Origin of the sequence: Quyinboa sediminis (assembly GCF_042219855.1) — a bacterium.
GTDB lineage: Bacteria > Bacteroidota > Bacteroidia > Bacteroidales > UBA5342 > JBHJHP01.
Map to the genome: position 1 here is coordinate 295,862 of NZ_JBHJHP010000004.1, position 26,806 is coordinate 322,667.

Genomic DNA, 26,806 nt, shown 5'->3' on the forward strand with positions numbered 1-26,806 from the left:
TGAAAAGAGATATCTCTTCAATAATCACAGTTATCAAAAGATCGAATATACACAGGCACTGTTGGTTAATTATACATTGTTTTTATTTCTTTCCTTTAAACTCATGCCCACAGCTTTTACAGTAGTAATAGGTGGTGTTTGAAAAGGGAAAAGTAGCCAATGCAACACTCACAATCCCGAGTAAAAGACCTTTGATCCCTTTTACACTGCCAAAGCCGGATTCAATTTTATTGGAATGGCATTTGGGACAAAGCAGGACAGCACCGGATGCATTAGTCAGGGGTGTGTTTTGAATTTTACTGATTATTTCCATGGCCTTTTCCCTGTCTTTTTTATGAATCTTTACTTTTATGCCGCCAACAAACTGGTTGTAGTGAGGACCCAGATTCGACGTATTTTCATCAAATACAAAACTTTCAAGGCCTTCACTTTCAAGTTTGGATTGTAAAAGGTGTGCGTGAAATGAATCATTGAACACCTCTAGTGTAATCAGGTCATTGGGATCTTTCATGGTATTTTTATTGTAATCAGTTATAACTCTCCGTTCCACTCCCTGTAAAACCGGTCCAGGTAAACCTCCATAAACCGGTGCCGCTCTTCAGCCAAAGCTTTTCCGGTGTTGGTATTCATCAGATCTTTTAGCTTGAGCAGCTTATCATAAAAGTGCTGAACCGTAGGTGCTTCAGATGTGGTGTAGGTATCATACGACGCAGCATTGGATTGCTTATATTCAGGATCATGTATACCCCGGTTTTTATAACCACCGTAATTGAATGTCCTGGCAATCCCCACAGCACCAATGGCATCCAGCCGGTCGGCATCCATCACAATGGCTAGTTCAGGTGTCATTGCCACCTTATTATCCAGATTTTTACGGAACGAGATATGATCAATTATATAAACAACCTGCTGAATAATACCTGGATCAACCTGCTGATTAATCAGGAAGTTTTGCGCTTTTTGAACGGCAAGTGTTTCATCACCACCATTTAATTTGGCATCTGAAATGTCATGTAACAGTGCACCTAAAAGCACCACTGTTAGATTGCACTTTTCCCCGTGAGCTATGTGTTCAGCCGTTTTAAATACCCTGAAGGTGTGCCACCAGTCGTGGCCGGATTCAGTCCCGGACAGTTCCTTTTTAACAAAGGACATGGTCGTCTGAATCAGATCGTCATTCATTAATGATGCGGTAGGTCACCCCGATAAATTTCATCGGCGCATGGAATTCAAATATCAGTTTATCCGTTTTCATGATCACCGGAAAAAAGAAGCTTTGTGCACCAAAGGTCGTTTTATAGCTGTGTTTGATGCCTTTTTGAGCCATTTCAGGAGAATAGATTGAAACGGTTTTATCCTTTACACTCTCAAATCCTGCTTCTACCATGAGTTGTTTGCCGGCTGGAAGTTCAATTTCAATTTTTGTTCCGGTTTTTACCGGTTGCGGAAAAGATGTATTGGTTACATCATAGGTTCTTGAAACTGGTTTCGGGATATAGGTTGTTTCTGTTTCTTCTGTTTTAAATACACTGCCTTCTTCCGGTTCCAGCCACTTTTCAGGTGAGAATTTTTTGGCGTCGAAACCTGCTTCATGCCAGTTGCCCACAATATTATCCTGGGCATTAAATGCAAAGGTTACATATGTTTCTCCTTCAACATTAACCGTTTTATAGTTGTTTGCTTTTTGCCTGAAACATTCAAAATCTTCATCGCTGTATATCTGTTTGTCTTTGTTGACAGCCAAAGCCAGGGCCACCTTATCATTATTGAAATCCTTTGGTGACACAGGTGTTAGACAAATGGTTATTGCATTATCCCCTTTCTGTAAAAACTTACGGATGTCAGTGACAAATATGTGTGGTTCTTCAACAGATGCACTGGCATCACCATCATAAATCACAAAGTAATTGTTGACCCACAGCTGTATTCTGCCGGTTGCGGCAACTTTCAAGGGTGCGGATTCCACAGAATCCTTTACCCTGAATTCTGTTTTGAAATAGAAATCTGATAATACCGTGTCTTTTGCTCCCGGATAACTGATCCAGTAGGGAACTTCTTCCTTTGCTGCCTTTGCAAGCGGTGTTGCCAGAATAAAAAGAATGATAAGTAATCTGTACATATTCAGGGAATTCTTTCAAATTGGTTTAACGTCGGAGTTCAAAGTTTTCACCCAGGTATACTTTTCGCACCATTTCATCATTTGCCAGATCCTCGGCTGATCCTGATTTCAGAATCCGGCCTTCGAATAACAGGTAGGCCCGGTCTGTAATCGAAAGGGTTTCATGTACATTATGGTCGGTAATTAAGATGCCGATATTTTTATCTTTAAGCTTGGAGACAATGGTCTGAATATCTTCAACGGCAATGGGGTCGACACCGGCAAACGGCTCATCGAGCAGAATGAATCTGGGACTGATGGCCAGAGCCCTGGCAATTTCGGTTCGTCTTCTTTCACCTCCTGAAAGCCGGTCTCCTGTATTCTTACGGATATGACCCAAACCAAACTCCTCGATCAGTTCTTCCATCCGGTCTTTTTGTTCCTGTTTCGAGATTTTGGTCATCTCAAGAACAGAGAGAATATTGTCCTCAACTGTCATTTTGCGGAATACTGAGGCTTCCTGCGCCAGGTATCCCAAACCTTTCTGTGCTCTTTTATATACCGGCAGCCTGGTTATATTCTCATCATCCAGAAAAATTTTGCCATGGTTGGGTGTAATCAAACCGACCGTCATGTAAAAGGTGGTTGTTTTTCCTGCACCATTGGGGCCGAGTAATCCTACGATCTCACCCTGCTGAACATCAATGGACACCTTGTTGACTACCGTCCTGTTTTTGTAAATCTTTACCAGGTCTTCGGTCCTGAGTGTCATCTTCTCGTTATCATTCATAGAGGTAGCATTTATGTCGCTGTTAGAAATGACTTAAAATCTGTACGAATATAATTAAAATTACCATGGCAACAGGATAAATTGTTGCATAAGCAATCTGCGGAGCATCACTGTCTGACATGGATGTTGTCGCTGCCAGGCCCGGTGTACTGGTCATACCTCCGGTTATGGCACCCATCAGACTCAGAAGGTTGATTTTGAACCCGAAGCGTGCAACTGCTACGGTAACCAGCATCGGGACGAGTGTAATGACAGCTCCGATGGCAAACAGCTTGATGCCATATTCAGCAAAAGTTGAAGCCAGTTCCGCGCCTGCCTTGGAACCAACGGCCGATAGGAAAAACAAAAGCCCCAGCTGTCGAAGCAGCTGGTTTGCAGCACCACTGATATTCCAAACAATTTTTCCTGTTTTTCCCATATTACTCAATAATAAACTGATAAGCAGTACACCACCGGTCAGGCCAAGGCTGAATTCAAAATTACTGGTGAAGCTGATTTTTAGCTGACCGATCAGAACACCAAGCACTATTCCCAGTGCAACAGGTAACAGATCAGAATCCGATAAGCGTTTATCGTCATTTCCCAGTAAGGTAACAACCTGTTTCATATTATCCTTTGCACAGGCTATCATCATTTTATCACCCAACTGAATCCTCGTATTTGGATTCGGCGTAATATCAATTCCGCTTCGCCGGATTCTTGTGATGGTGGCATTGTAACTTTGTAAAAGGTTCAGTTCTTTTACCGTCATATTGGCCACCTCCTTGTTGCTGACCAGAATGCTCTGTACATCATATTTTGTAGCCAGCGGGATCTCTTTTTCAGTTTCACTCCCAATAAGCAGGTTTACTTTTTCGAAAGCATCTGCAGGTGCCACTACCTTAAGGATATCTCCGATATAGAGTTTGGTGTCCGCTGTGGGTACAAAGGCTTCGCCGTTTCGCATCACTCTCGATACCACTCCCTTGGTCATATGTCTTATCCTGAGTTCACCAATGGTTTTTCCGTTCACATTCTGGTTCTCCACAAGAAAATTCTTTTTATCAATCATCGGGAATGCACTCAGTGACTCTTTTTCATACTCGTTCTCGGCATCCTTAACTTTTTTATTCAATAGTTTGGGCATAAGCTTTACAAACAGAATAACACCGATAACACCAAAAGGATAAGCTATACCATAACCAATTGAAGCCAGGGGTGACTGGGTGCTTTCTATGGCAGCAGCCAGCCCCGGAGTCGAGGTAAGGGCTCCTGTAAGCAGTCCAATGGATATTTCCGTTTTGATCTCGAAAAAATACGATGAAAGATAAGTGACCAAAGCAGCACTGGCAACCAGTACGGCTCCAAGAATGGCAAAATTACGTCCCTGTTTTTTAAAGGTACTGAAGAACCCCGGGCCCGCCTGAAGTCCGATAGAATAGATAAACAGGACCAGTCCGATGCGCTGTATGACTTTCAGCTCAGCAGGGTTTATAATTTGAAAATGGCCGAATATAATAGCCACGAATAAAACAGCTGAAACATCGAGCGAGATGCCTGCAATTTTAATTCGACCAAGTAGATAGCCTAATGCAATAATCAGGAAGAGAGCAAAGTATGTATTGCTGAATAAATCCATAAAAATATTATTTTAATAAAAACCCGAAGTCGTTTTTGTGTGATAACTCTATGGGATCTTTTCCGTACCTGAATATACGGCAGTTTTTAGGGCCTTTTAAGGTGATGTTATTGTCATCTATTACAAACATTGTACTTTCCCGCAGTCCTGCAACCCAGGTATCCTGATGAAGAACAGTGAATTCGTTGATGCGTTGTTCGCGTGTTTCTCCTGCGTGTCCGTCCGGATTAGCATCCATGTAATGCGGATTGATCTGGAATGGAATAAGGTTTAGCGTTCGGAACGATTTTGGTTCAGTAACGGGCATGTCGTTGGTTGTCATCAGTGTGGGACAGGTGATGTTTGACCCGGCACTCCAGCCCACATATTTTACGCCTGAAACAACTCTTTCGCGGATAACTTCCATCAGATTTTGCTTATACAACTCCGCTACCAGCTGAAATGTATTTCCACCACCAACCATAATGGCATCAGCATGTTTTACGGCTTTTACCTGATCCGTAAACGAATGTACTCCCTTAACATTTAATCCTGCCTTATTCAGGCTTTCATTCACTTTATCAGTATAGGTGTCATATGAAAATCCAACTGCAGCAAAAGGAATGAATACAATATTATTACTCCCGTTGAGAAACTTTCGGATCTCTTCTCTGGGATATTCCAGGTATGCTTCTCCGGCATTGGTTGAATTGCTGATTAATAAAAGTTGCATGCGCTTGTTTTTATGCAAAAATACAATTTATAAAAGGCATAGAAAATTTCTGTCAGTTTAAACCGGATTAATTTGATAGATTATGACGTGAAATTTTAGTCGTGGGTTGTTAGTCGTGGAAAGTGAAAAGGTCAAAGATTTATATCCAAATGAACAAAGTGAATGCCATCCGTAATCAATGAAGACTGATGAATGAACTTTCCTGATTTGGGTCAACCTAATAAAAAAGTCATTAACGCGTGATTTTAAATCCTGCATCCTGGTTCTTGAATCTTATGTCTAAAAAACAGGGCCGAATGTTTAAACGATGTAGCGAAATACTATTTTTATATGCAAAAAGAAAGCGGAACAAAACGTCCCGCTTTCAAAATATTTTAACTGAATGTTTATCTGATTTTTGATCCTTTTGTTGCAAAGAAAATAAGATAGGCATAATAGATAAACAGAAAACTTACAGCTATAACCACAGATCCGGTTAAGGACTGTACACCGGCCATAAGAGGAGGAAGTATGGCAGCACCAATTACAGATGTTGCAATCACACCCGAGGCAACTTTTGCGTGCGGGCCTAAATCTTCCAGTGCCAGGTTATAAATAGTTGGCCACATAATGGAATGGAATAAACCTGTTCCCAGGAATAACCATAAAGCCACTGTATTTGCATCTGCACCAATTATGAGGGATGAGGCAACCAGGATGGCTCCACCGATAGCACAAAGGGTGAGTATTTGTCTTGCAGTGTATTTCTGCAGTACAAAAATACCAATCAGACGACCTACCATCAAACCACCCCAGTAATATTTCAATAAGTCGATTTTTTCAAACGAGGTAAAGTTGAAACCAATTTTTTCAGTGTAATCGGCAAAGAAACTTGGAATGCCGATCTCTATACCCATATAAACAAAAATAGCGAGCGATCCCAGCCACACATGCGTATATTTAAAGGCATTGGTTTTGTATTCTCTCTTAATTCCGGAAGCTACATCTTCTTCGTCACCTTTTATTTCAGGCAGTTTAAGAAAGAACATGATAACAAGAATGACCAGTGTAATAGCACCAATCAAACCAAACGGGAACTGAACAGCTTTTGGATCGTTTGTGTCATTCACAATAAGCATGGATACAAAAATCGGAGCAATAACTGTTGCCACAGAGTTAAGGGCATTGGTCAGTGTTAAACGGCTTGCAGCTGTTTTGGCAGGTCCCAGGGCGTTAACATAAGGGTTGGCAGCTACCTGAAGCAGTACCACACCAATTGCAAAAACAGCAACGGCAAATAAAAACGGAATATAACCCATTGCAACAAGCGGAATACATAAAAAGAATCCGATGGCTACCAATGCAAGTCCCGAAAGCACACCGTTTTTATAACCAATACGATGAATAATGAGACTAACCGGAATAGAAAGTGCATAAGCACCATAGAAAAACGTGTTAGGAAGCTGTTTTTCTACCTTATTCAGATTGAATGCATCCTTCAGGAAGTCAATCATTGAATTATTCATTGTGGTGATGAACCCAAACAAAAAGAAAAGGGATGCCATCACGATCAATGGAAAAAGATACTTGTTTTTTTCGTTTGTCATTGTGAATCTTATTAAGGTTAAATATTATTTTGTATAGAATTCATGTATGCATGTGTGGTGGTAGGTTTCTCCCGGGCGTAAGATAACTGAAGGGAAATCAGCCTTGTTCGGAGAGTCGGGAAAATGTTGAGTTTCAAGACACAATGCATGACGCTCACCATACGTGTGTCCGTGTTTGCCGGTTCCCTGTTCATCCGTCCAGTTGGCGGAGTAAAACTGAACACCAGGTTGTGTGGTATAAACTTTCATTCCCCTACCTGAAGCCTTTTCATAATAATCGGCAGCCAGACCCGGTTCATTTTCTTTTTTGTCGATAACCCAGTTATGATCATATCCCTTACCAAATTTCAGTTGCTCATCATCCTCGTTTATGCGTGATCCTATTACCTTAAATGAGGTGAAATCCATTGGTGTACCTTTTACGGGTCTTATTTCTCCTGTTGGAATAGATACATCGTCCATTGGGGTAAAATGCGATGCGTTAATCATCAGTTCATGGCCTTCCACGCTACCGTTACCTTCGCCGGCCAGGTTGAAATAGGAGTGGCTGGCAATGTTTATAGGCGTGGCCTGATCAGTGGTGGCTTCATAATCCAGTTTGAGTTCATTTTTGTTGGTTAAGGTATAGGTCACCGCAAACTGAACGTTGCCCGGGTAACCCATTTCACCATCGGGATTGGAATAACGCATTTTTACAGACATGCCCTCTTCCGTTTCCTTAACTGGATCACAGTCGAAAACTTTCATGCTGTAACCTTCAGGTCCGCCGTGCAGACTGTTTGGCCCGTTATTGACAGGCAACTGATAAGTCTTTCCATCCAGGGTAAACTGACCTTTGGCAATGCGGTTTGCATAACGCCCGCAAATGGCACCAAAGTATTCATGACCTTTAAAATAACCATCAATGGAGTCATAACCCAAAACCACATCCGTAAATTCACCATTGCGATCAGCAGCATATATGCTGACAATTTTGCCGCCAAAATTAGTGACCTGCACAACCATTCCGTTTTTATTCTTCAGGGTAATTAATTGAGTATCTTTGCCTTCCCATGTCCCCTTGAATAAAGATTCTTCCAGTATTTTCATAATAATAAATTGTAGTTTTCCAAAAATATTGCGAGTACCTGCAAATGTAGCAACTAATATGAATTGTACAAGGGCATTTTTCTATTCTGCAACATGTTTATTAAAAGAAAATTGGAGCTATTTTGGTTGTTTTCAAAGTATTAATTTTATTTGCGCCAAATTGGAATTAAAATAAATTACTACTTTGTATTGTAGTTCAGTATTTAAGTGTTACTTTTACACTTTTAATTTTGCAACATTAAACGTATTAACTAACTAATGCAATAACTATTATGGCAACTTTAGATTGGATTGTTATTGGTCTTTTTGGCCTTGCTCTGGCCGGAATAATCGTATGGGTTTTCCGTCAGAAGCAAACTAGTTCAGGCGATTACTTTCTTGCCGGCCGCGATGCTACATGGATCGCAATTGGTGCTTCAATTTTCGCCTCAAACATTGGTTCAGAACACCTTATCGGACTGGCCGGTGCGGGAGCATCCAGTGGGATGGCTATGGCACACTGGGAAATTCAGGGATGGATGATCCTTATCCTCGGATGGGTATTTGTTCCGTTCTATTCACGCAGTATGGTAACAACCATGCCGGAATTCCTGGAAAAGCGGTATAATAAGGAATCGCGATCCATATTATCACTTATATCTCTTATCAGTTATGTGTTGACTAAAGTTGCGGTAACTGTATATGCCGGTGGTATTGTATTTAAAAATGTATTTGGGATAGAATCACTCTGGGGAGTTGACTTTTTCTGGATTTCAGCTATCGGTCTGGTGCTGCTTACGGCATTGTATACCGTTATTGGTGGTATGAAATCTGTGCTTTATACTTCTGTCCTTCAGACGCCGATCCTGTTGCTGGGTTCTGTTGTTATTTTGGTTCTCGGACTTAAAGCTGTTGGAGGCTGGGATGAAGTGATTCGCATTACAAGGGCAGTCCCTGTTAACGATTACGGAGACTCCATGGCTAACCTGATCAGGAGTAACCGGGATGAAAGTTTCCCGTGGCTTGGTGTATTAATCGGTTCGTCTGTTATTGGATTCTGGTATTGGTGTACCGACCAGTTCATTGTTCAGCGTGTGCTTTCCGGTAAGGATGAAAAAGAATCAAGACGTGGTACTATTTTTGGTGCATATCTGAAACTGACACCTGTATTTTTATTCATGATTCCGGGTATGATTGCTTTTGCTTTAGCACAGAAAGGCGTTGTTATTAATGGTAAAGTATTTGAGTTGTCAAGCGCTGATGCTGCTTTCCCAACCATGGTTGCCACACTGTTGCCGGCCGGAGTTAAGGGATTGGTCGTTTCCGGTATTTTGGCGGCATTAATGAGTTCACTCGCATCACTGTTTAACTCTTCTTCCATGCTGTTTACCATTGACTTTTATAAAAAATTCAAGCCTACAGCATCTGAACGGAAACTGTTACAGGTAGGCCGTATTGCAACTGTTGTAGTTGTTATCCTCGGTATTCTGTGGATTCCGATTATGCGTTCAATCGGTGATGTATTATACACCTATCTGCAGGATGTTCAGTCCGTTCTGGCTCCGGGTATTGCAGCTGCGTTCCTTCTTGGAATCCTGTCTACCAAACCGACACCTAAAGGTGGAATGTGGGGTATGATTGCTGGATTTATAATCGGTGTTTTCCGTCTGGGAGCAAAGGTTCTGTATACTTCGCTGGCTAAGGCTGACGGTTTTACGGATGTGAAACTCTGGGCTGCTGAACATGGAGTACATAACTTCTTTTACGGTTTATTCTACGATGTAAACTGGTTATTCTTCAGCGGAGGTATGCTGATTTTCAGTATGCTTGTAATTGTTGTGGTTAGTGCATTTACAAAAGCTGCTCCGGCAGAACAGATTGCAGGTTTGACCTTCAGTTCTGTATCTGCAGAACAGAAAGCTGCAACACGTGCCAGCTGGAACCAATGGGATATTATAAATTCAGTAATAATTGTCGGTATTACGATAGCATTCTATATTTATTTCTGGTAAACATCACAGTAAATGGTAGAATTTTATAAACAGGAACATCCGTTTATACTTGCTGTCGACTGCATTATTTTTGGATTCGATGATGAAGGGCTAAAGCTGCTCCTGCTTCAGCGTAATTTTGAACCTGCCAAGGGGCAGTGGTCGCTGATGGGTGGTTTTATTAAGGAGGATGAGAGTGCAGACGATGCTGCAGCCCGGGTTCTGAATGAACTGACCGGTTTATCGGATGTTTACCTCGATCAACTCCAGGTATTCAGTGAACCGGAACGGGATCCGGGTGCACGGGTCATTTCACTGGCATATTCTGCTTTAATCAACATCGAATCGTACGACAAGGAATTGGTTAAGCGGCATAACGCGCACTGGGTGAAGCTGGATGAGCTGCCTGAATTAATTTTCGACCATCTAAAAATGGTGGACAAAGCACTGAAACGCCTGAGAAGAAAAGCTGCAAGTCAGCCGATCGGTTTTAATCTGCTTCCTGAAAAATTTACGCTTACACAGCTGCAACGCTTGTATGAAGCCATCTATCAGCGTGAAATGGATAAACGGAATTTCAGGAAGAAGATTCTCTCAATGGGTGTGCTCGAAAAACTGGAGGAGAAGGATAAAATTTCTTCAAAAAGAGGAGCTTTTTTGTACCGTTTTAATGAAGAGAAGTACATTGATCTTTCGGATGAAAATTTTTCATTCGGTATGCCGGTTTAAGGCGTACTATCTTTTTACCTTGCTAAGATGTAGTATTTGAACTTTAAAAATCAGTTTTTATGTTAGATAATTTAAAAGAGATTGTTTTTAAAGCCAATATCGATTTGGTTAAGCATGGTTTGGTCATCTTTACCTGGGGTAATGTCAGTGCTATTGACAGAGAATCGGGTTTGGTTGTGATAAAACCAAGTGGTGTGGACTATGATGTAATGAAAGCTTCTGATATGGTTGTGGTCGATCTTGACGGTAATGTAAGGGAGGGAAGTTTAAAGCCATCCTCTGATCTGGCTACGCATATTGAGCTATATAAGGCTTTCCCGAATATTGGAGGTGTTGTGCATACGCATTCAACATATGCTACTTCGTGGGCTCAGGCAGGTGTAGGTATCCCAAATATTGGAACAACACATGCCGACTATTTTTCTCAGGAGATTCCTTGTACCCGTCAGATGACAGAAGAGGAAGTATTCGGGGAAAAAGGCTATGAGCTGGAAACCGGAACAGTGATTATAGATACATTCAAGGATAAAAATCCGGATGAGATACCCGGTGTGCTGGTTCAGAATCACGGCCCTTTTTCCTGGGGTAAAGATGCCGATAACGCAGTTCATAATGCCGTTGTAATGGAGCAGGTGGCCAAAATGGCTTCCATTGCCTATGCTGTGAACCCGAATCTGAAAATGAACCCGCTGCTGATAAAAAAACACTACGAACGTAAGCATGGGCCAAATGCTTATTATGGTCAGAAATAATTAAACTCAATTTATATCATGTCAGAAAAAAAATATGTAATCGGTCTGGATTATGGTAGCGACTCTGCCCGTTCCATCATTGTAGATGTGGAAACAGGAAAAGAGATGGCTACAGCCGTTAAATATTATCCTCGCTGGATGGAAGGAAAATACTGTGTGCCGCATAAGGACCAGTACCGTCAGCATCCGCTCGATTATATCGAAGTGCTGGAATATACTGTTAAGGAAGCCCTTGCTCAATGCCCGCCCGAAGTGGCAGAAAACGTTGTCGGGATGGCTTTTGATACAACAGGTAGTACACCCGTGCTGACAAATGCCGGAGGTACACCGCTGGCACTTACTCCGGAATTTGCCGAAAACCCGAATGCGATGTTCGTACTCTGGAAAGATCATACTGCAGTAAAAGAAGCTGCTGAAATCAATGAGCTCGCTGCCAAATGGGAGATTGATTATACCCAGTACGAAGGCGGTGTTTATTCATCGGAGTGGGTATGGGCAAAAATCTTACACGTATTGCGGGACGATGAAGTGGTACGGAATGCATCTTATTCATGGGTTGAGCATTGTGACTGGTTGCCGGCCCTGATTACCGGTAATACAAAACCCGAGGAAATTAAGCGTAGCCGTTGTGCTGCCGGACATAAGGCAATGTGGCATGAAGAGTGGGGCGGACTTCCAAGTGAAGACTTCCTGACAAAACTTGATCCGTTGCTTGCAGGATACCGCGACAGGTTATTTGAAAAAACGTATACGAGCGACGAGGTCGTCGGATCACTAACCGAAGAGTGGGCAAAACGCCTTGGTTTGACTACAAAAGTTAAGGTTGGTGTAGGCGCCTTTGATGCACATATGGGTGCTGTCGGTGGTGAAGTAACACCTAAAACACTGGTCCGCATCATGGGTACTTCCACCTGTGATATTATGGTGGCTGACTACGATGAAGTGGATAAAAAACTTATTCCCGGTATCTGTGGTCAGGTAGACGGTTCTGTTATTCCTATGACGGTTGGTCTGGAAGCCGGACAAAGCGCATTCGGTGATGTATATGCCTGGTTTAAAAGATTAATCACCTGGCCGTTGTCATTCCTTGATGATAAGGAACTTGCTGCACAGCTTGAGGATAAAATAATTCCGAAACTTTCGGAGGAAGCTGCCAAAATGGAAATCGGAGAAACGGCTTTACTGGCCACAGACTGGATGAACGGTCGTCGTACACCCGATGCCAACCAGCTGGTGAAAGGTACCATAACGGGTATTAACCTGGGAAGCACAGCTCCGATGATTTTCCGTGCATTGGTTGAGGCGACAGCGTTTGGTTCAAAAGCCATTGTTGACCGGTTTGTGGAAAACGGAGTGGAAATTGACCAGATCATCGCATTGGGTGGTGTGGCCAAAAAATCAAAGTTTGTGATGCAGACTTTGGCTGATGTACTGAATATGCCGATTAAGGTTCACTCTTCGGATCAGACCTGTGCCTTTGGTGCTGCCATGTTTGCTGCAGTTAATGCCGGTGAGTTTAAAACCGTAACTGAAGCGCAGAAAGTACTGGGTCAGGGATTTGAAACATCCTATACGCCAAACGAAGAGAATCATAAAAAGTATCTGCCCATTTACGAGAACTATCTTAAACTGGGCGCTTGGACTGAAAAAGAACTTTTTAACAAGTAATTCTTTATACCCCTGTATATAGTTAGGGCAGCCTTTGGGTTGCCCTTTTTTTATGTCTGATGCCGAAAGTCATTTTTATAATTGAATTGTTCTTTTATTTTTAGAAAAAAAATAAGATATGACACTCGATAATTTTCTTGAAAATAAAGATGCTCTACTGAACGATCTGTTTGACCTGTTACGCATTCCTTCCGTCAGTGCTGATCCAAAACATAAGCCTGACATGGAACATATGGCAGAGCTATGGAAACAAAAATTGCTTGGTATAGGCATGGATGAAGCTGAAGTCTATCAGACGAAAGGAAATCCTGTAACCTTTGCCAGGAAAACAGTTGATCCGGAATTTCCAACGGTTCTGATCTATGCGCATATGGATGTGATGCCGGTCGATCCACTGAATCTTTGGCATACCGATCCGTTTGAACCGGTGGTAAAAGAAGGTAAAATCTGGGCTCGTGGTGCTGATGATGACAAAGGACAATCGTATATTCATTTTAAGGCTGTTGAATATCTTTTAAAGAACAACCTGCTGAATTGCAATGTGAAGTTTATAATAGAAGGAGAAGAGGAGGTTGGTTCACAATCGCTTCCGGCTTTTATCGATGCTCATAAAGATTTACTGGAAGCAGATGTTATTCTGGTTTCAGATACCAGCATGATTAATCCGACGACTCCTGCCATTACAAGTGGTTTGCGTGGCCTGGCCTACTGGCAGATAGAGGTTACCGGCCCATCACGTGATTTGCATTCCGGTTTATTTGGTGGTGCCGTAGCTAATCCTGCGAATATTCTGTGTGAGCTGATTGCAGGTATGTTTGACGAAAACCGTCAGATTACTATTCCGGGGTTCTACGATGATGTACTGGAAGTCACAGATTATGAACGCGGACTGATTAATAAAACACCGGTTGTTGAAGAAGAGTATAAAAAGAGTCTGAATGTAAAAGAACTTTTGGGCGAAAAAGGGTATTCCATTCCTGAACGGACCGGCATCCGTCCAACCTTTGATGTCTGTGGTATTTGGTCAGGATTTACCGGAGTAGGTGCAAAGACGGTAATTCCATCAAAAGCGTACGCCAAAGTCTCTTCACGTATTGTTCCTGATCAGGACCCGGATAAAATTGCCGATATGCTGGTGGAACATCTGAATACAATTGCACCGGATTATGTTACCGTTAAGGTAGAGAAGATGCATGGTGGTCGGCCATATGTTTGTCCGATTGATATTCCGGCATATAAAGCTGCAGAAAAAGCCTGTGAAGCGGTGTTTGGAAAAACACCGGTTTCGCTGAAAAGTGGTGGCAGTATACCTATTATTTCTACGTTTGAAGAGAAACTCGGATTGAAATCAGTTTTACTTGGATTTGGGCTGGAATCGGATGCAATTCATTCACCCAACGAAAATTTTCCGGTAGAGAATATTGTAAACGGAATAAAAACAAGTGTGAAATTCTTTGAATATTTCAGCGATATGGCTTGAGGTTCTTTTGTGCAGTAAGTTTCAATTTCTTATTTCAAAAATGGACTAAAGTCCTCTTTTTTAAAGATATTCAGTTCAGTAACCCCGGCCTTAAGGCCGGGGTTACTGTGCATTAAATACTAAAGACCATTCCGTCTTCTACTGCAGAAGTATCCGGAAATATCTCCAGAGCTTCTTTCAGTACAGCATCTGTATCTTTGTAGCGGGCTGAGAAATGTCCGATGAGCAATTTTCCGGCATCAGCCATTTTTGCCAGTTGCGCTGCCTGAGCCGATGTGGAATGGTGTGTTCCCGAAGCCAGCAGTTCCTCATGGCTGGCAAACGTTGCTTCGTGGTATAATAAATCGATATTTCTCAGGATATCAGCATTCTGGGGAACGAATTTTGTATCCGAACAGTAGGCATAACTTCTGGGTTTGTCCGGTTCTATGGTGAGCGATGTATTGGCGATTATGGTTCCGTCTTCCAGCTTAAGATCCCGGCCTTCCTTGATTTCCTTGATTTGTTTAATGGAGAGGCCGTAAAAGTCGATCATATCTTTTTTAATGTTTCGTTCACCCGGTTTTTCCCTGAGCAGGTATCCGCAGGTTGGCACTCTGTGCTGCAGTGGTATGCTCCACACCTCAAGAGACCTGTCCTCGTAAACTATAGCATGCTTTTTGGGATCAACGCGGTTAAAGATAATTTTAAAGGGCAGTTGATGTGAGAAGTGTTCAATAAACGGTCGTAAGACGCCCTCCAGTTCATCCGGTGAATAGATGTTCAGGTCGTTAGTCCGGTTCAGTAAGCCGAAAGTTGACAATAGTCCGGGAAGACCAAAAATATGATCACCGTGAAGATGTGAGATAAAAATATGGTTGAGCCTTGAGAATTTCAGATGCTGCTTCCTCATCTGTATCTGGGCTCCCTCTCCGCAATCGATCATAAACAGTTTTTCCCTGAAATTGACTACCTGGCAGGACGGAAACCGTGAAGCGGTAGGTAATGCTGAATTGCTTCCTAGAATATGTACATCAAAATTCATCTTCCCTCTTTTTTGTAAATGTAAAAAAATTATCGGAGGAGATGAATTCTGATTCACCTGCAGATTGCTCCGGCTGATTAATCAGTCATCTGCTGTGTGTGCAGGTAATTATAATCTTTCATGATGGTGATGAGAAACTGAACTGGTTTAAGATCAGACCTGATCCCCATCTTTTTGGACACTGCATCTTTTGTTTTTAAAGCAAAAAGCTGTGATTCCTGGTTCTGATTCGTATTTTGCAAAAACTGTATGACCTCGTTTATCGTCCTGATATCTGTCTCTTCCAGCATTTCTACTTCAGGAAACTGCATGCTGTAATTCTGGGGTAACTTTAAAAACATGGATCCCCTGACCTTTTTCTGTTTTGTACGAAGTAAAATGGTTTTTCCAACAATATCTCCTAAACGTTGATTTTTTTTGGTTCCGACGATAAACACGGTGGCAACAGAACCAAATAAAAGTGCGATATCGACCAGGCGAAATACCCAGCGGATGAAAATGCTGACAAAAGAAGCCGAAGTGCCGTTTTCATTATAAACACGGATGTTCATCACGTTTTTCCCCGGACTCTGTCCATTCATAAACTGTTCGAATATTAAATGATAGAGAAGCACCGGAATGGAAAAAATAAGTAAAATGGTTTGATTTTTCGCCAGTCCCGTAATGACCATGGTTACAAAATAATAGGCTCCCATAATGGCATAATCGATCAAATTGGCAATTATCCGTTCTCCGATACTGGCCAGTGGTTGCTCAATACTGATGTTTTGTGAGGTGTTAATGGTAAATTGTTCCATAAAATATGTATTCAGGTATAAATAGTTTTAATTTTTTTCTATCTTTCGTATCCGTAAGCCTGTTTTTAATTAAGGTACATGAGATAAAAATATATAACAGTACATCCGATGCGTTAAGATAGTTTTTTTTCTTACTGTATCCTGATTTTTTTGAACTGATTTCAAAAAAAAGACCAGATGAAAGAAATAGATTTTCTTCATAAAAATATTAAAAAATGGAAAGAATTCGAATCTCTGCTTGAAGATAAGGGAAATTCGAATGCCGACAGGTTGTTTAATCTATATATATCGCTTACCGACGATCTGGCTTATGCAAAAACTTATTTCCCGGGAGGAGAAGCCTATTATTATCTGAACCAGCTGACACAGAAAGTACATGGTTTGATTTATCAGAATAAACCGATTGAGCGGAAAAGCATTGGCCGGTTCTGGGGATATGAACTGCCACTGATCTTTCATGGTATTCGCAGGGAGTTTTATGTGTCTCTGGCCATATTTGTTGTGTCTGTTCTGATCGGTATTTTATCCACAGCATATAAACCGGAATTTGTGAAAACCATTCTGGGAGACCGCTATGTTAATATGACCATGGAAAATATACGTAAGGGTGATCCTATGGCTGTGTATAAAAGTGCAAATCAAATGCCTATGTTTCTGGGTATTACCATCAATAATATAAAGGTGGCCTTTCTTTCTTTTGTATGCGGAATTTTTACCTCCTTTGGAACAGGATTTATTCTGTTTCAGAATGGCGTTATGCTGGGAACATTTCAAACCTTCCTCATACAGAATGGCGTTGTACTGGAATCTTTTGCAACAGTCTGGATTCATGGGACCATTGAAATATTTTCAATTATTGTTGCAGGAGCAGCAGGAATTTTAATCGGAAACAGTTTTATTTTTCCGGGAACATACAGCCGGGTATATGCACTTAAACAAGCTGCGCGTAAAAGTGCAAAACTGGCTATAGGTCTTGTGCCGTTTATTGTTGTTGCCGGTTTTCTCGAAGGATTTATGACAAGACATACAGAGGTGCCTTACTGGCTACGGTTTACCATAATAGGCTTTTCTCTGGCTTTTATTATTTTATATTTCTTTATCTATCCACGACTATTAATCCGCAAAACATATAACTATGCAACCCAATGAAATAAATTTTAAACAGGAAAGAGATTTCGGCGATTTGTTTAATGCAACATTTGCGTTTATCGGTGCTGAAATTAAGCGGTTAGGAACCGCAATATTGTACTTTGCAGTCCCCTTAATGCTGGTTGGTGCTATTTTAAGTGTGTTCATTAGTGTTGAGCAACAACAGTCGTTACAATCTCTTCAGTCCGGAGCCATGGATATGGAAAATCCATTTGCAATATATGGCAAAATCTACAACGGGTATTTTTTTCTTAACCTTCTCGTTCCTTTGATTATTTACGGACTGTTGTCCTGTATTACCCTGGGATATGTTAAGCTTTATGTGAACAAGGGCAAAGATAATTTCACCCTTTCAGAAGTGTGGTCAGAAGTAACAAAATACATTGTACCGGTAATATTTGCATCATTGCTTACAGCTATCATTACAGCGATTGGCGCAGTATTTTGCCTCGTTCCCGGCGTCTATCTGGGTGTCTCTTTAAGCTTATTTGTTCCACTAATTGTAATTGAAGGGAAGGGTTTCGGTGATGCCTTTAACCGGAGTTTTAAACTGGTAAAACATAAGTTCTGGATGACACTGGGTGCTTTGTTTGTTATGGGAATTATCGTCTATGTTATCTCCATGATTCTTTCAATTCCGGCCCTGATTTTAGGTATGAAACCTTTCTTTGCTTCTATTATGGAAGGTAAGGATGTAAATTTTGATTTCGGAATCTCATTCTATATCATAAGTGCGATTATTTCATTACTGACTTATATTGTTTATTCCATACCAACCATATTGGTGGCATTCCTGTATTACAGTCTGGTAGAGACTTACGAGAAACCTTCGTTGGTTGACAGGATAGATCAGATCTCAGATAATGAGTAAACCACTGCTGGTCATACTTGTCTCTTTTCTGGTACTTTTGTCCCTGTCGGCAAAAGATTTGCCTTATACTACAGTGGATTCCACGCGAATAGATTCAGTTCTTATACAAAAAAGAGTTATTGATACTGCTGCATTAAATTCATACAAGCAGGATTCAGATTTCGATTACGGGCAGGGTTATCAGCAGAAGACGGTATCGCTATGGAGCAAATTCTGGGAATGGATCTTTCAAAAACTCCGTCAGGCAGATGGAGTATACCGGGGCCTTACCGTTGCCGTAAAAATTTTTTTCTGGCTTCTGGTTGTTGCCATTCTGGTTTTTGCCATCACTAAGATCCGATTTCAGCGATTCTTTTATTCACAGGATGAGAAAGAGGGGAAGGACTATATTGTGGATGATGCGGATGAGCTGATTGAAGACCTGGATGCAGCTATTGACAATGCGGTTGAACAACATAACTACAGACTGGCTATCCGGTATCAGTTTTTAAATGTTCTGAGAAAACTGGATGAACTGGGTGTAATCAATTATTCTAAAGATAAAACAAACCGGGACTATCTGTCGGAGATCAGAAGAAAAACAGATTCAGTAACAGAATTCCTTACATTAATTAATATTTATAATGCGGTATGGTACGGACATTTTACCATCGATGAAGAAGATTACAGAAGATTGAGCATGTCGTATACAAACTTTAATAAGATGGCACATGCGTAAATCCAACCTGAAATACCTTCTTTTATCTGCCGGATTATTTATCCTCCTGATCCTGCTTCAACACTATGCACCAAAACCTGAGGACTGGCGTATGTCTTTCGACCGGAACCATAAGGCACCATACGGATGTTATGTGTTGAATCAGCAGGTTTATCCTGAATTATTCCCAGAGCCAGTGACGTACAACCTGGAGCCCTTTGCCGATAATCCATTGCTGGATACCATACAAAAGACAAAACGCAACCTCATTATGATCACCGGGAGTTTTAAGCCGGAAGAGGAAGATGTAAAAACCTTACTGGATTTTGTTAAAGCCGGTAACAGCGCATTTTTGTCATTTAACAGTTATGCATTTCAATTATTGAAAGAGCTAAAATTATCGTACAGCAAAGGACTTATTGATACAGCCTACTTAAAAACAGCAAAGGATACACTTAATTTCTATAATCCCGCCTTAAAAAAGGATTCAGGCTATGTTTTTAATAACCGCCTGATGACAAATTACCTGCTGTTCAGAGATTCTTGCAAGGCATATATATTGGGTTACGACAGGAGATCGCATGTTAATTTCGTTCGTTTTAATCTGGGTAAAGGAGAGTTATATATTCATACACAACCCCTGGTTTTTACAAACATTAATCTGCTTTACAGCGATCCGGACTATGTTGCTGCAGCGCTGTCTTATTTACCGGATCAACCTTTGATTGTTGACCGTTTTTATAAGCCGTTTAAAATAGAGAATGAAGTACAGACATCGTTTCTCCTTTCGCATAATCCATTGCGGTTTGCGTTTTACATTATCCTGTTTGTACTGGTTGTTTACCTGGTATTCGGTTCACGCCGTAAACAACGGATTATTCCTGTGATAGAGCCATTGAAAAATACCTCTCTGGATTTTATTAAAACTGTAGGAAGGCTTTATTATAAAAGTGAAAACCACGCAACTATTGCACATAAGTTATCGACTTATTTCAAGGAATTTCTGAGAGAGAAGTATTATATAAATGATGTTTCAGAGTCTGAAGAGAATGTTAATCTTATTTCCGGAAAGACAGGCGTAAACAGAATGCTGGTCAAAAAGGTGTTACACAAGGTCAATTATTTTCAGGATCAGCCCAATGTTACCGGGGCCGGTTTAATGGCCTACAATAAAGATATTGAAGAATTTTACAAAACATGCTTATAAGTTAACCGCTATGGATGAAGAAAAAAAATTTGAAGAGCGTATAGGCTTACAGTCGCTTCAGGAGAAAGTTCTGGCACTGAAAAAGGAAATTGCAAAAGTGCTGGTCGGCAAGGAAGATATTGTGGATCTCATTGTGGTCGCCATACTTGCCGACGGACATATTTTACTGGAAGGTGTTCCCGGGATAGCCAAAACCATGATAGCCAAGCTGATGGCCAGGTTGTTATCGGTGGGATACTCGCGTATTCAGTTTACACCAGACCTGATGCCTTCAGATGTAACGGGTACAACGATATTTAATTCGGCTACATCTAAATTTGAGTTTAACGAGGGACCGGTTTTTTCAAACCTGGTACTGATTGATGAGATCAACCGGGCACCGGCTAAAACCCAGGCATCGTTGTTCGAGGTTATGGAGGAACGTCAGGTAACCGTGGATGGTAAAACCTATAAAATGAAATCACCCTTTGTGGTTATCGCAACCCAGAATCCGCTGGAACACGAAGGAACCTATCGCCTGCCCGAAGCACAACTGGACAGGTTCATGTTTAAAATTCTGGTCGACTATCCTTCGGCAGAGGAGGAATTTATGATTTTACAGAATATGCATCAAAGAAAAGGGGAACCTGAGCTGAAAGATGTAAAAACTGTATTAACGGCCAAAGATCTGGCAACATTCAGAAAACAGGTTCAGGAGGTTACGGTAGATGATAACCTGATGAAATATATAGCAGAAATTGTAATTAAAACACGGAACCATCCTTCACTATACCTGGGTGCCTCACCGCGTGCATCCATACATGCCATGAATGCAGCCAAAGCATATGCGGCCATCAACGGCAGGGATTATGTGATTCCTGAAGATGTAAAAGCTGTGTTTGAACCCATTCTTCTGCACCGGATTTATCTGACACCGGAGAAGGAACTGGAAGGCATTTTTGAAGATAAAGTAGTGAAGGACATCATTAAAACTGTTGAAGTACCACGCTAGTGAAGGTATTAAAAGAGATACATATAGCCGGTCGCTTTTACCTTACCTTAAGTGTAATTGCCGCATTATTCACCATTGGCTTTTTCCTTGATCCGTTTTACCTGATCGCGAAAATTCTTTTGGGTATTTTTGTTTTATTTCTTTTTAGTGATGTAATGTTGCTGTTCTTTGCAAAAAAAGAGAGCATCCTGGTTACGAGGGAAATTCCGGACAGGCTTTCCAACGGAGATGAAAACCGGATTGAAATCTATATTCAGAACAGACATCCCTATCCGCTGTTTCTTCAGATTTATGATGAAGTTCCTGCACAGTTTCAACTGAGAGATTTTAAAATGGAACTCAGGTTGAATGCATACAAGGAAAACCGCTTACAATATACGCTGATACCGCACGAACGCGGTGAATATATTTTTGGGGTCACCAATGTAATTTATGCCACCCAAATCGGTTTGTTGATGCGACTCAGAAAGTTTGGAGAAAAGAAAACGGCTGTGCCGGTTTATCCTTCATTCCTGAAAATGCGAAAATATGAGTTGCTGGCCATATCGAACCGTTTGTCAGAGGTGGGTGTAAAACGTGTCAGGCGAATCGGTTCACATACGGAATTCGACCAGATAAAAGATTATGTTAAAGGAGACAACTACCGCACCATCAACTGGCGGGCGACAGCCAAGCGGGGAAAACTAATGGTGAATCAGTACCAGGATGAGCGCTCACAGAATGTATATAATGTGATTGACATGGGCCGCACAATGCAAATGCCATTTATGGGGATGTCCTTGCTGGATTATGCCATAAATGCTTCTCTCATCCTGGCGAATACTGCTTTGCAGAAACACGATAAGGCAGGATTGATCACCTTTAATAAAACGATTGAAACCTTTATGAATGCGGAACGCAGGCATGAAACGCTGGTGAGAATCATGGATCGTCTTTATAAACAGGAGACCGGTTTTTATGAATCGGATTTTGCAGTACTGACGGCCGGAATAAAACGAAAAATATCACACCGAAGCCTGCTGATTCTTTATACCAATTTTGAAACCATCACATCGCTGGAAAGGTATATTTCGTATTTGCGGGTTCTTTCAAAGAGCCATGTGATTATTGTTGTGATTTTTGAGAACGAAGAGATTGAAAAACTGAGCCATGAAGAAGTTTCGAATCTTGAAGAGTTATACATCAGAACCATTGCCGAAAAACACATGTATGATAAGAAGCTGATCGTTAAGGAACTGCTGAAAAACGGAATTTATTCTGTACTAACCAGGCCCGAAAACCTTACTGCAGGTCTCATTAATAAGTACCTTGAACTGAAAGATACAGGACGGTTTTAAAAGCATCCAAAATGCAAACCAATCCTTATACCATAAATAATAACTAATCCTGCAAGTAAACCCATAAGGGTAAACCTGCTGAGTTTCGTAAAGATTGATTTATGAGTGAATATCGCCAGCAAATCGAATACCACATATACCGGTAAAAAAATAATATTAAAGTTGAAACTTATGGCAGAGGCTATCCTAAGCCGTGTAAGTTCATGCGCTGCCCTGCTCATACCACACAAGGGGCAGTCAATATGTAGCAGACCCCGGTGAATACACAGCGGATAGGCGTCATTGAAAAAATAATGTTCAGGGATCAGTGCCACGGCAAGAACGGCTGTGCCGAGTATAAGGTATTTTATGATCCGGTTGGTGTTCAATGGTTATTACTTTGGAATCTAAAATACAGTTTTTTTCTTATTTGCAGAATTGAGTTGTGCAAATCATTAAGTTTGAAACAGCAACGGATACCTTCCTCCATGAATTAAAACGGTTGTGTCGTATAAATAGAATTCCACGAAAGCCGGAGTAATGGTAGAAGATGTATGTGTATCACCTATCCAACCGGTATCTTCCGGATCAATATTGCTGCAACTAATGTTAATCTGGTAACCAGGTTTTGATGTTTTTAATGCTGTGATAATTATTTGTAATGTTAAAATATGAAGCGTTATCAAGAACTATCCGGTAACGATGTTTTATGTTCTCAATTTATTCATTATTAGATATATATCCCATTTTTAACGCATTGTTTCTTAAATTAAAAAATATACAATGTCCTGTTTGTACGAATCCGGAATTTTATGAAAAAATAGCTTCCCAGATTTTTCATCTTTTTGCCTTAACAAAAATTCACATTTATAGCTGTTTTTTTGCATATTTTTTATACTTTTCATTTTTTTCTTAAAAATTCAAAATTAAACCTTATTTCTAATTGTTATGACGTGTAAAAGGAATGACATGTTTAAAGCGAGGAGGATGTTATACTGGAAGAATTTACTTCTTTTGGTTTTTCTCGCATCTGTGAACCTGGCTGTTTCAGCTCAGGGAATTATGATTAAAGGAACCGTAACAGACGGTAATACAAAAGAACCGGTACCTGGTGTAAACATTTATATTGATGGAACCCAGATAGGTGTGACATCTGATATAGAAGGAAAATATTCTATTGAAGTTCCTTCGAAGGAATCGGTTTTAGTATTCTCATTTATAGGGTACGATGTTCTAAAGATTAAGGTTGGTGATCAGAAACTGATTGATGCTACATTAGCACCAAAAGAAAGTATTTTGAACGAGGTTGTTGCGATTGGTTTTGGCATTAGCAGGGCCCGTAAAGACTTAACCGGATCTGTTGGATCTATCTCCGGTAAAAAACTGGAGTCAATACCTGTAACCTCGGCCGCTGTTGCAATGCAGGGTAAAATTGCAGGTGTGCAGGTTACCACCGTTGATGGTGCGCCCGGAGCTGATATTAATATCCGCATCCGTGGAGGTTCTTCCGTCACATCAAGTAACGATCCGCTTTTTATCGTTGACGGTTTTCAAACGGACAATATTAACGATATCCCTCCAACCGACATTGCTTCAATCGACGTGCTGAAAGATGCCTCGCTGACTTCAATTTATGGGGCCAAGGGAGGAAACGGTGTTGTTATTGTAACAACCAAATCGGCAAAGAAAGGGAAGATAAAAGTTAATCTCAATGCTTATACATCAGTAAGTCAGCTTTCCAAAAAACTTGATCTGATGAACACCGAAGATTTTGTTCGTTATCAGTACGACTGGGCAGCTTCCGGTGGTACACGGAGTTCAAACGCAAAATACTTCCGTGCTAACTTTGGAAACCCTGCCGACCTCGACATTTACAAACGGGCGACAACTCATGATTGGCAGGATGAAGTGATGGGGGAAACACCAATAAATTACTCTACTAATCTTACGATAGGTGGAGGTAACGAAAAAATGCGTTTAAACCTGTCATTAACGCAATCCGAAGATAAAGGTATCATTTTGGGATCGGGTGTTAGCCGAACGAATATGAACCTTAAAATTGACATTAACCTGACCAAAAATCTTTTATTTACCATGAACCCTAAATTGACTTATCGTCATGATATAGGTGCCGGAGGTGATAATATCGGTTCAGGTGGTGTTATCGATGTACTTCGGTACCGTCCAACCAATGGTTTGCGTGAATTCGCTTTTTGGGATCCTGCAACGGTCGATCCTGACGATGAAGCTATTTTTGAATATACTAATCCTAAAAGCGATATCGACCAGAACACCCAGGAAAAAAACAGTTATACGAGTACCAATCAGTTCCGTTTGGAATGGCAGCCACTTGGTGGATTAACGCTGCGTTCTGAGATCATTGGCTCTATTAGTTTCAGAAACACGGATCGTTTCTATGGTGCAATGACATCAACAGGCCAGAGTAACAACAAACTTCCTGTTGCTTCAATAAGCACTGGCCGTAGTTTTGCATACACATGGACAAATACTGCTGCTTATGATCTGGAAGTAAACAGAGTTCATAAATTCGCCTTCTTATTGGGCCAGGAAATTCAGCACTACGATTATAAATCGAACTTTGTAATGAATCGTTATTTCCCTAAGGATATAACCGCTGACAGGGCCTTTGCTATTATGGGCTTAGGCACTCCATACCTGACAACTTCGTCTTATCCGACTCCCGTTCGGATGTCCTCATTTTTTGGTCAGGCAAACTACAATTATGCCCGCAAATACTTGTTGTCGCTTACCATGCGTGCTGATGGATCTACTAAATTTGCCCCCGGCAAACGGTGGGGGACCTTCCCTGCCATTTCAGGTGGCTGGGTTATTTCTGAAGAAGATTTCTTTACCGGTGTTCACTTTATCAACAACCTGAAATTACGTGCCGCTTATGGTCTAACAGGTAACAATGATATTGGCAACGACAGATGGCGCTTTTTGTATGTGGTTAACTCAACCGGTGGTCCCGGCTTTGGTGAATTAACCGAAAATGGTGAACAATGGTATGGTAATGCAACCGGAGCCGAGTTTTTCAATGAGGATATCAAATGGGAAACAACCATAAAACGTAACCTTGCTCTGGATATTGGCATGTTCAATAATCGTATTTCCATCTCGCCTGAAGTTTACTGGAATACCACACGCGATATGCTTTATATTTCCGATCTCCCTTCAGCAACGGGGTATACAATACAGGTACAAAATATTGGACAGGTCACCAACCGGGGATTTGAATTGACATTGAATACTGATATTGTTCGGGGTATTGATTATGTGTTGAGTGGTAACGTAACATTTGGTCTTAACAAAATGGTTGTTGACAAACTGAACAATACTGACGATGTATTATGGTACAATAACGGACGTTGGTCTTCAGCCTATGACGATTACTGCTTAAAGGTTGGCGACCAGGTTGGCTTGATTTATGGGTTTGTTTACGACGGGATTTACAGTATGGACGAATTTACGTTCGATCCTAACCAGAACTTCACAGCTATACCCAATGAGGGTACCATTATTAATACCGTATCGGGAACCAGTAATTCCGGTGATCCAACACTCCCCGGAAAAGTCAAATTCAAGGATATCAGTGGTCCCAATGGTGTACCTGACGGTCAAATAGATGAGTATGACCGTACTGTTATCGGGAATACAAACCCTAAAATTCAGGGTGGTTTTGGGTTCAATGGACAATATAAAGGATTTGACTTTAATGTCAACTTTAATTATATGTATGGTTTCGATGTGAATAATGCTACAGCATATCAGCTTTCCTCTTCTGAAGGAAACCGGAATAATTTCTACAATGTATTGTCAGAATTCAACGATCGTTGGACATACATAGACTATACAAATGGCGAGTGCATGTACAGAAACTACTATATCGATAATTCTGTTGCAATATATGCTTCTCTTAATGAAGGCAGGACATTATGGAATCCATCTGATGTAACAACCAAAATAACCAATTCATACTTTATTGAAGATGGTTCGTTCCTTCGTTGCCAGGATTTAACCGTTGGATATACGCTACCCAATAATGTCACCCAGAACCGGGGGATATCAAAAGTTCGTTTCTATGCAAGTGTTACGAATCCGTTTATTATTACCAACTACTCAGGTTATGACCCTGAAGTTGACATTCAGACAGGTTTAACTCCTGGAATGGACTACAACCGCTACCCGCGTAGCCGTAGTATTGTATTTGGAACAAACATTACTTTTTAATTTTCAAGGAT

General features: G+C 41.0%; 24 protein-coding genes. 12 read left to right on the top strand and 12 right to left on the bottom strand.

Annotation, left to right across the window (positions count from 1 at the left end; all coding sequences use genetic code 11):
- Positions 1 to 82 precede the first annotated feature (82 nt).
- The 8 genes from ACE1EF_RS11675 to ACE1EF_RS11710 form a co-directional block, all read right to left on the bottom strand.
- Positions 83 to 511, bottom strand: a complete 429-nt coding sequence (locus ACE1EF_RS11675; protein WP_375720847.1) for a putative signal transducing protein — start codon at positions 509 to 511, stop codon at positions 83 to 85.
- A gap of 20 nt (positions 512 to 531) precedes the next feature.
- The gene (locus ACE1EF_RS11680) at positions 532 to 1,182 is read right to left on the bottom strand and encodes an HD domain-containing protein (protein ID WP_375720848.1); all 651 of its coding nucleotides are present in this window, start codon (positions 1,180 to 1,182) and stop codon (positions 532 to 534) included.
- Positions 1,175 to 2,119 carry a hypothetical protein gene (locus tag ACE1EF_RS11685; protein WP_375720849.1) on the bottom strand — a complete coding sequence of 315 codons (945 nt, stop codon included), beginning with the start codon at positions 2,117 to 2,119 and terminating at the stop codon, positions 1,175 to 1,177. Before ACE1EF_RS11685 ends, ACE1EF_RS11680 begins: the two co-directional genes overlap by 8 nt.
- A 25-nt stretch (positions 2,120 to 2,144) precedes the next feature.
- A complete protein-coding gene (lptB, locus tag ACE1EF_RS11690) occupies positions 2,145 to 2,888 on the bottom strand; it encodes an LPS export ABC transporter ATP-binding protein (RefSeq protein ID WP_375720850.1) in 744 nt (247 codons plus the stop codon).
- A gap of 22 nt (positions 2,889 to 2,910) precedes the next feature.
- A complete protein-coding gene (locus ACE1EF_RS11695; protein WP_375720851.1) occupies positions 2,911 to 4,506 on the bottom strand; it encodes an aspartate:alanine exchanger family transporter in 1,596 nt (531 codons plus the stop codon).
- A 7-nt stretch (positions 4,507 to 4,513) separates the two neighbouring features.
- The gene (gene pepE / locus ACE1EF_RS11700; protein WP_375720852.1) at positions 4,514 to 5,218 is read right to left on the bottom strand and encodes a dipeptidase PepE; all 705 of its coding nucleotides are present in this window, start codon (positions 5,216 to 5,218) and stop codon (positions 4,514 to 4,516) included.
- A 386-nt stretch (positions 5,219 to 5,604) separates the two neighbouring features.
- Positions 5,605 to 6,804 (bottom strand): glucose/galactose MFS transporter, encoded by a 1,200-nt coding sequence (gene gluP / locus ACE1EF_RS11705; protein ID WP_375720853.1) that lies wholly within the window; start codon positions 6,802 to 6,804, stop codon positions 5,605 to 5,607.
- 24 nt (positions 6,805 to 6,828) lie between these two features.
- Positions 6,829 to 7,893 carry an aldose epimerase family protein gene (locus ACE1EF_RS11710; RefSeq protein WP_375720854.1) on the bottom strand — a complete coding sequence of 355 codons (1,065 nt, stop codon included), beginning with the start codon at positions 7,891 to 7,893 and terminating at the stop codon, positions 6,829 to 6,831.
- Between the two features lie 272 nt (positions 7,894 to 8,165).
- Between ACE1EF_RS11710 and ACE1EF_RS11715 the strand changes: the two genes are divergently transcribed.
- The 5 genes from ACE1EF_RS11715 (at position 8,166) to ACE1EF_RS11735 (ending at position 14,492) form a co-directional block, all read left to right on the top strand.
- Positions 8,166 to 9,884, top strand: coding sequence for a sodium:solute symporter (locus ACE1EF_RS11715; RefSeq protein WP_375720855.1), 1,719 nt, complete (start codon positions 8,166 to 8,168; stop codon positions 9,882 to 9,884).
- Between the two features lie 12 nt (positions 9,885 to 9,896).
- Positions 9,897 to 10,592 (top strand): NUDIX hydrolase, encoded by a 696-nt coding sequence (locus ACE1EF_RS11720; protein WP_375720856.1) that lies wholly within the window; start codon positions 9,897 to 9,899, stop codon positions 10,590 to 10,592.
- 59 nt (positions 10,593 to 10,651) lie between these two features.
- A complete protein-coding gene (locus ACE1EF_RS11725) occupies positions 10,652 to 11,344 on the top strand; it encodes an L-ribulose-5-phosphate 4-epimerase (protein ID WP_375720857.1) in 693 nt (230 codons plus the stop codon).
- An 18-nt stretch (positions 11,345 to 11,362) separates the two neighbouring features.
- Positions 11,363 to 13,012, top strand: coding sequence for a ribulokinase (locus ACE1EF_RS11730; protein ID WP_375720858.1), 1,650 nt, complete (start codon positions 11,363 to 11,365; stop codon positions 13,010 to 13,012).
- A 118-nt stretch (positions 13,013 to 13,130) separates the two neighbouring features.
- Positions 13,131 to 14,492 (top strand): dipeptidase, encoded by a 1,362-nt coding sequence (locus tag ACE1EF_RS11735; protein WP_375720859.1) that lies wholly within the window; start codon positions 13,131 to 13,133, stop codon positions 14,490 to 14,492.
- A gap of 112 nt (positions 14,493 to 14,604) precedes the next feature.
- On the opposite strand, the gene ACE1EF_RS11740 is transcribed toward ACE1EF_RS11735, so the two are convergent.
- Complete coding sequence (locus tag ACE1EF_RS11740; RefSeq protein ID WP_375720860.1) at positions 14,605 to 15,516, bottom strand: ribonuclease Z; 912 nt, start codon at positions 15,514 to 15,516, stop codon at positions 14,605 to 14,607.
- A 77-nt stretch (positions 15,517 to 15,593) separates the two neighbouring features.
- A complete protein-coding gene (locus tag ACE1EF_RS11745) occupies positions 15,594 to 16,313 on the bottom strand; it encodes an RDD family protein (protein ID WP_375720861.1) in 720 nt (239 codons plus the stop codon).
- A 177-nt stretch (positions 16,314 to 16,490) separates the two neighbouring features.
- Here ACE1EF_RS11745 and ACE1EF_RS11750 point away from each other — a divergent pair, with 177 nt between their 5' ends.
- Genes ACE1EF_RS11750 through ACE1EF_RS11775 form a run of 6 tightly spaced genes read left to right on the top strand, consistent with a single transcriptional unit; the run spans position 16,491 to position 22,565 of the window.
- Positions 16,491 to 17,462 (top strand): stage II sporulation protein M, encoded by a 972-nt coding sequence (locus ACE1EF_RS11750; RefSeq protein ID WP_375720862.1) that lies wholly within the window; start codon positions 16,491 to 16,493, stop codon positions 17,460 to 17,462.
- Positions 17,449 to 18,333: a glycerophosphoryl diester phosphodiesterase membrane domain-containing protein gene (locus ACE1EF_RS11755; protein WP_375720863.1), complete on the top strand. Its 885-nt coding sequence runs from the start codon at positions 17,449 to 17,451 to the stop codon at positions 18,331 to 18,333. The genes ACE1EF_RS11750 and ACE1EF_RS11755 overlap by 14 nt, the downstream gene beginning before the upstream one ends.
- A complete protein-coding gene (locus tag ACE1EF_RS11760; protein WP_375720864.1) occupies positions 18,326 to 19,051 on the top strand; it encodes a DUF4129 domain-containing protein in 726 nt (241 codons plus the stop codon). The genes ACE1EF_RS11755 and ACE1EF_RS11760 overlap by 8 nt, the downstream gene beginning before the upstream one ends.
- Positions 19,044 to 20,237: a DUF4350 domain-containing protein gene (locus tag ACE1EF_RS11765; RefSeq protein ID WP_375720865.1), complete on the top strand. Its 1,194-nt coding sequence runs from the start codon at positions 19,044 to 19,046 to the stop codon at positions 20,235 to 20,237. Before ACE1EF_RS11760 ends, ACE1EF_RS11765 begins: the two co-directional genes overlap by 8 nt.
- 10 nt (positions 20,238 to 20,247) lie before the next feature.
- The gene (locus tag ACE1EF_RS11770) at positions 20,248 to 21,228 is read left to right on the top strand and encodes an AAA family ATPase (RefSeq protein ID WP_375720866.1); all 981 of its coding nucleotides are present in this window, start codon (positions 20,248 to 20,250) and stop codon (positions 21,226 to 21,228) included.
- On the top strand, positions 21,228 to 22,565 hold the full coding sequence (locus ACE1EF_RS11775; RefSeq protein ID WP_375720867.1) for a DUF58 domain-containing protein: 1,338 nt from the start codon (positions 21,228 to 21,230) through the stop codon (positions 22,563 to 22,565). The genes ACE1EF_RS11770 and ACE1EF_RS11775 overlap by 1 nt, the downstream gene beginning before the upstream one ends.
- Here the strand turns inward: ACE1EF_RS11775 and ACE1EF_RS11780 are convergent.
- Positions 22,562 to 22,933: a DUF2752 domain-containing protein gene (locus tag ACE1EF_RS11780; protein WP_375720868.1), complete on the bottom strand. Its 372-nt coding sequence runs from the start codon at positions 22,931 to 22,933 to the stop codon at positions 22,562 to 22,564. The genes ACE1EF_RS11775 and ACE1EF_RS11780 overlap by 4 nt on opposite strands.
- A gap of 66 nt (positions 22,934 to 22,999) precedes the next feature.
- Positions 23,000 to 23,230 carry a hypothetical protein gene (locus ACE1EF_RS11785; RefSeq protein ID WP_375720869.1) on the bottom strand — a complete coding sequence of 77 codons (231 nt, stop codon included), beginning with the start codon at positions 23,228 to 23,230 and terminating at the stop codon, positions 23,000 to 23,002.
- A 301-nt stretch (positions 23,231 to 23,531) separates the two neighbouring features.
- Here ACE1EF_RS11785 and ACE1EF_RS11790 point away from each other — a divergent pair, with 301 nt between their 5' ends.
- On the top strand, positions 23,532 to 26,795 hold the full coding sequence (locus ACE1EF_RS11790; RefSeq protein WP_375720870.1) for a SusC/RagA family TonB-linked outer membrane protein: 3,264 nt from the start codon (positions 23,532 to 23,534) through the stop codon (positions 26,793 to 26,795).
- Positions 26,796 to 26,806 lie beyond the last annotated feature (11 nt).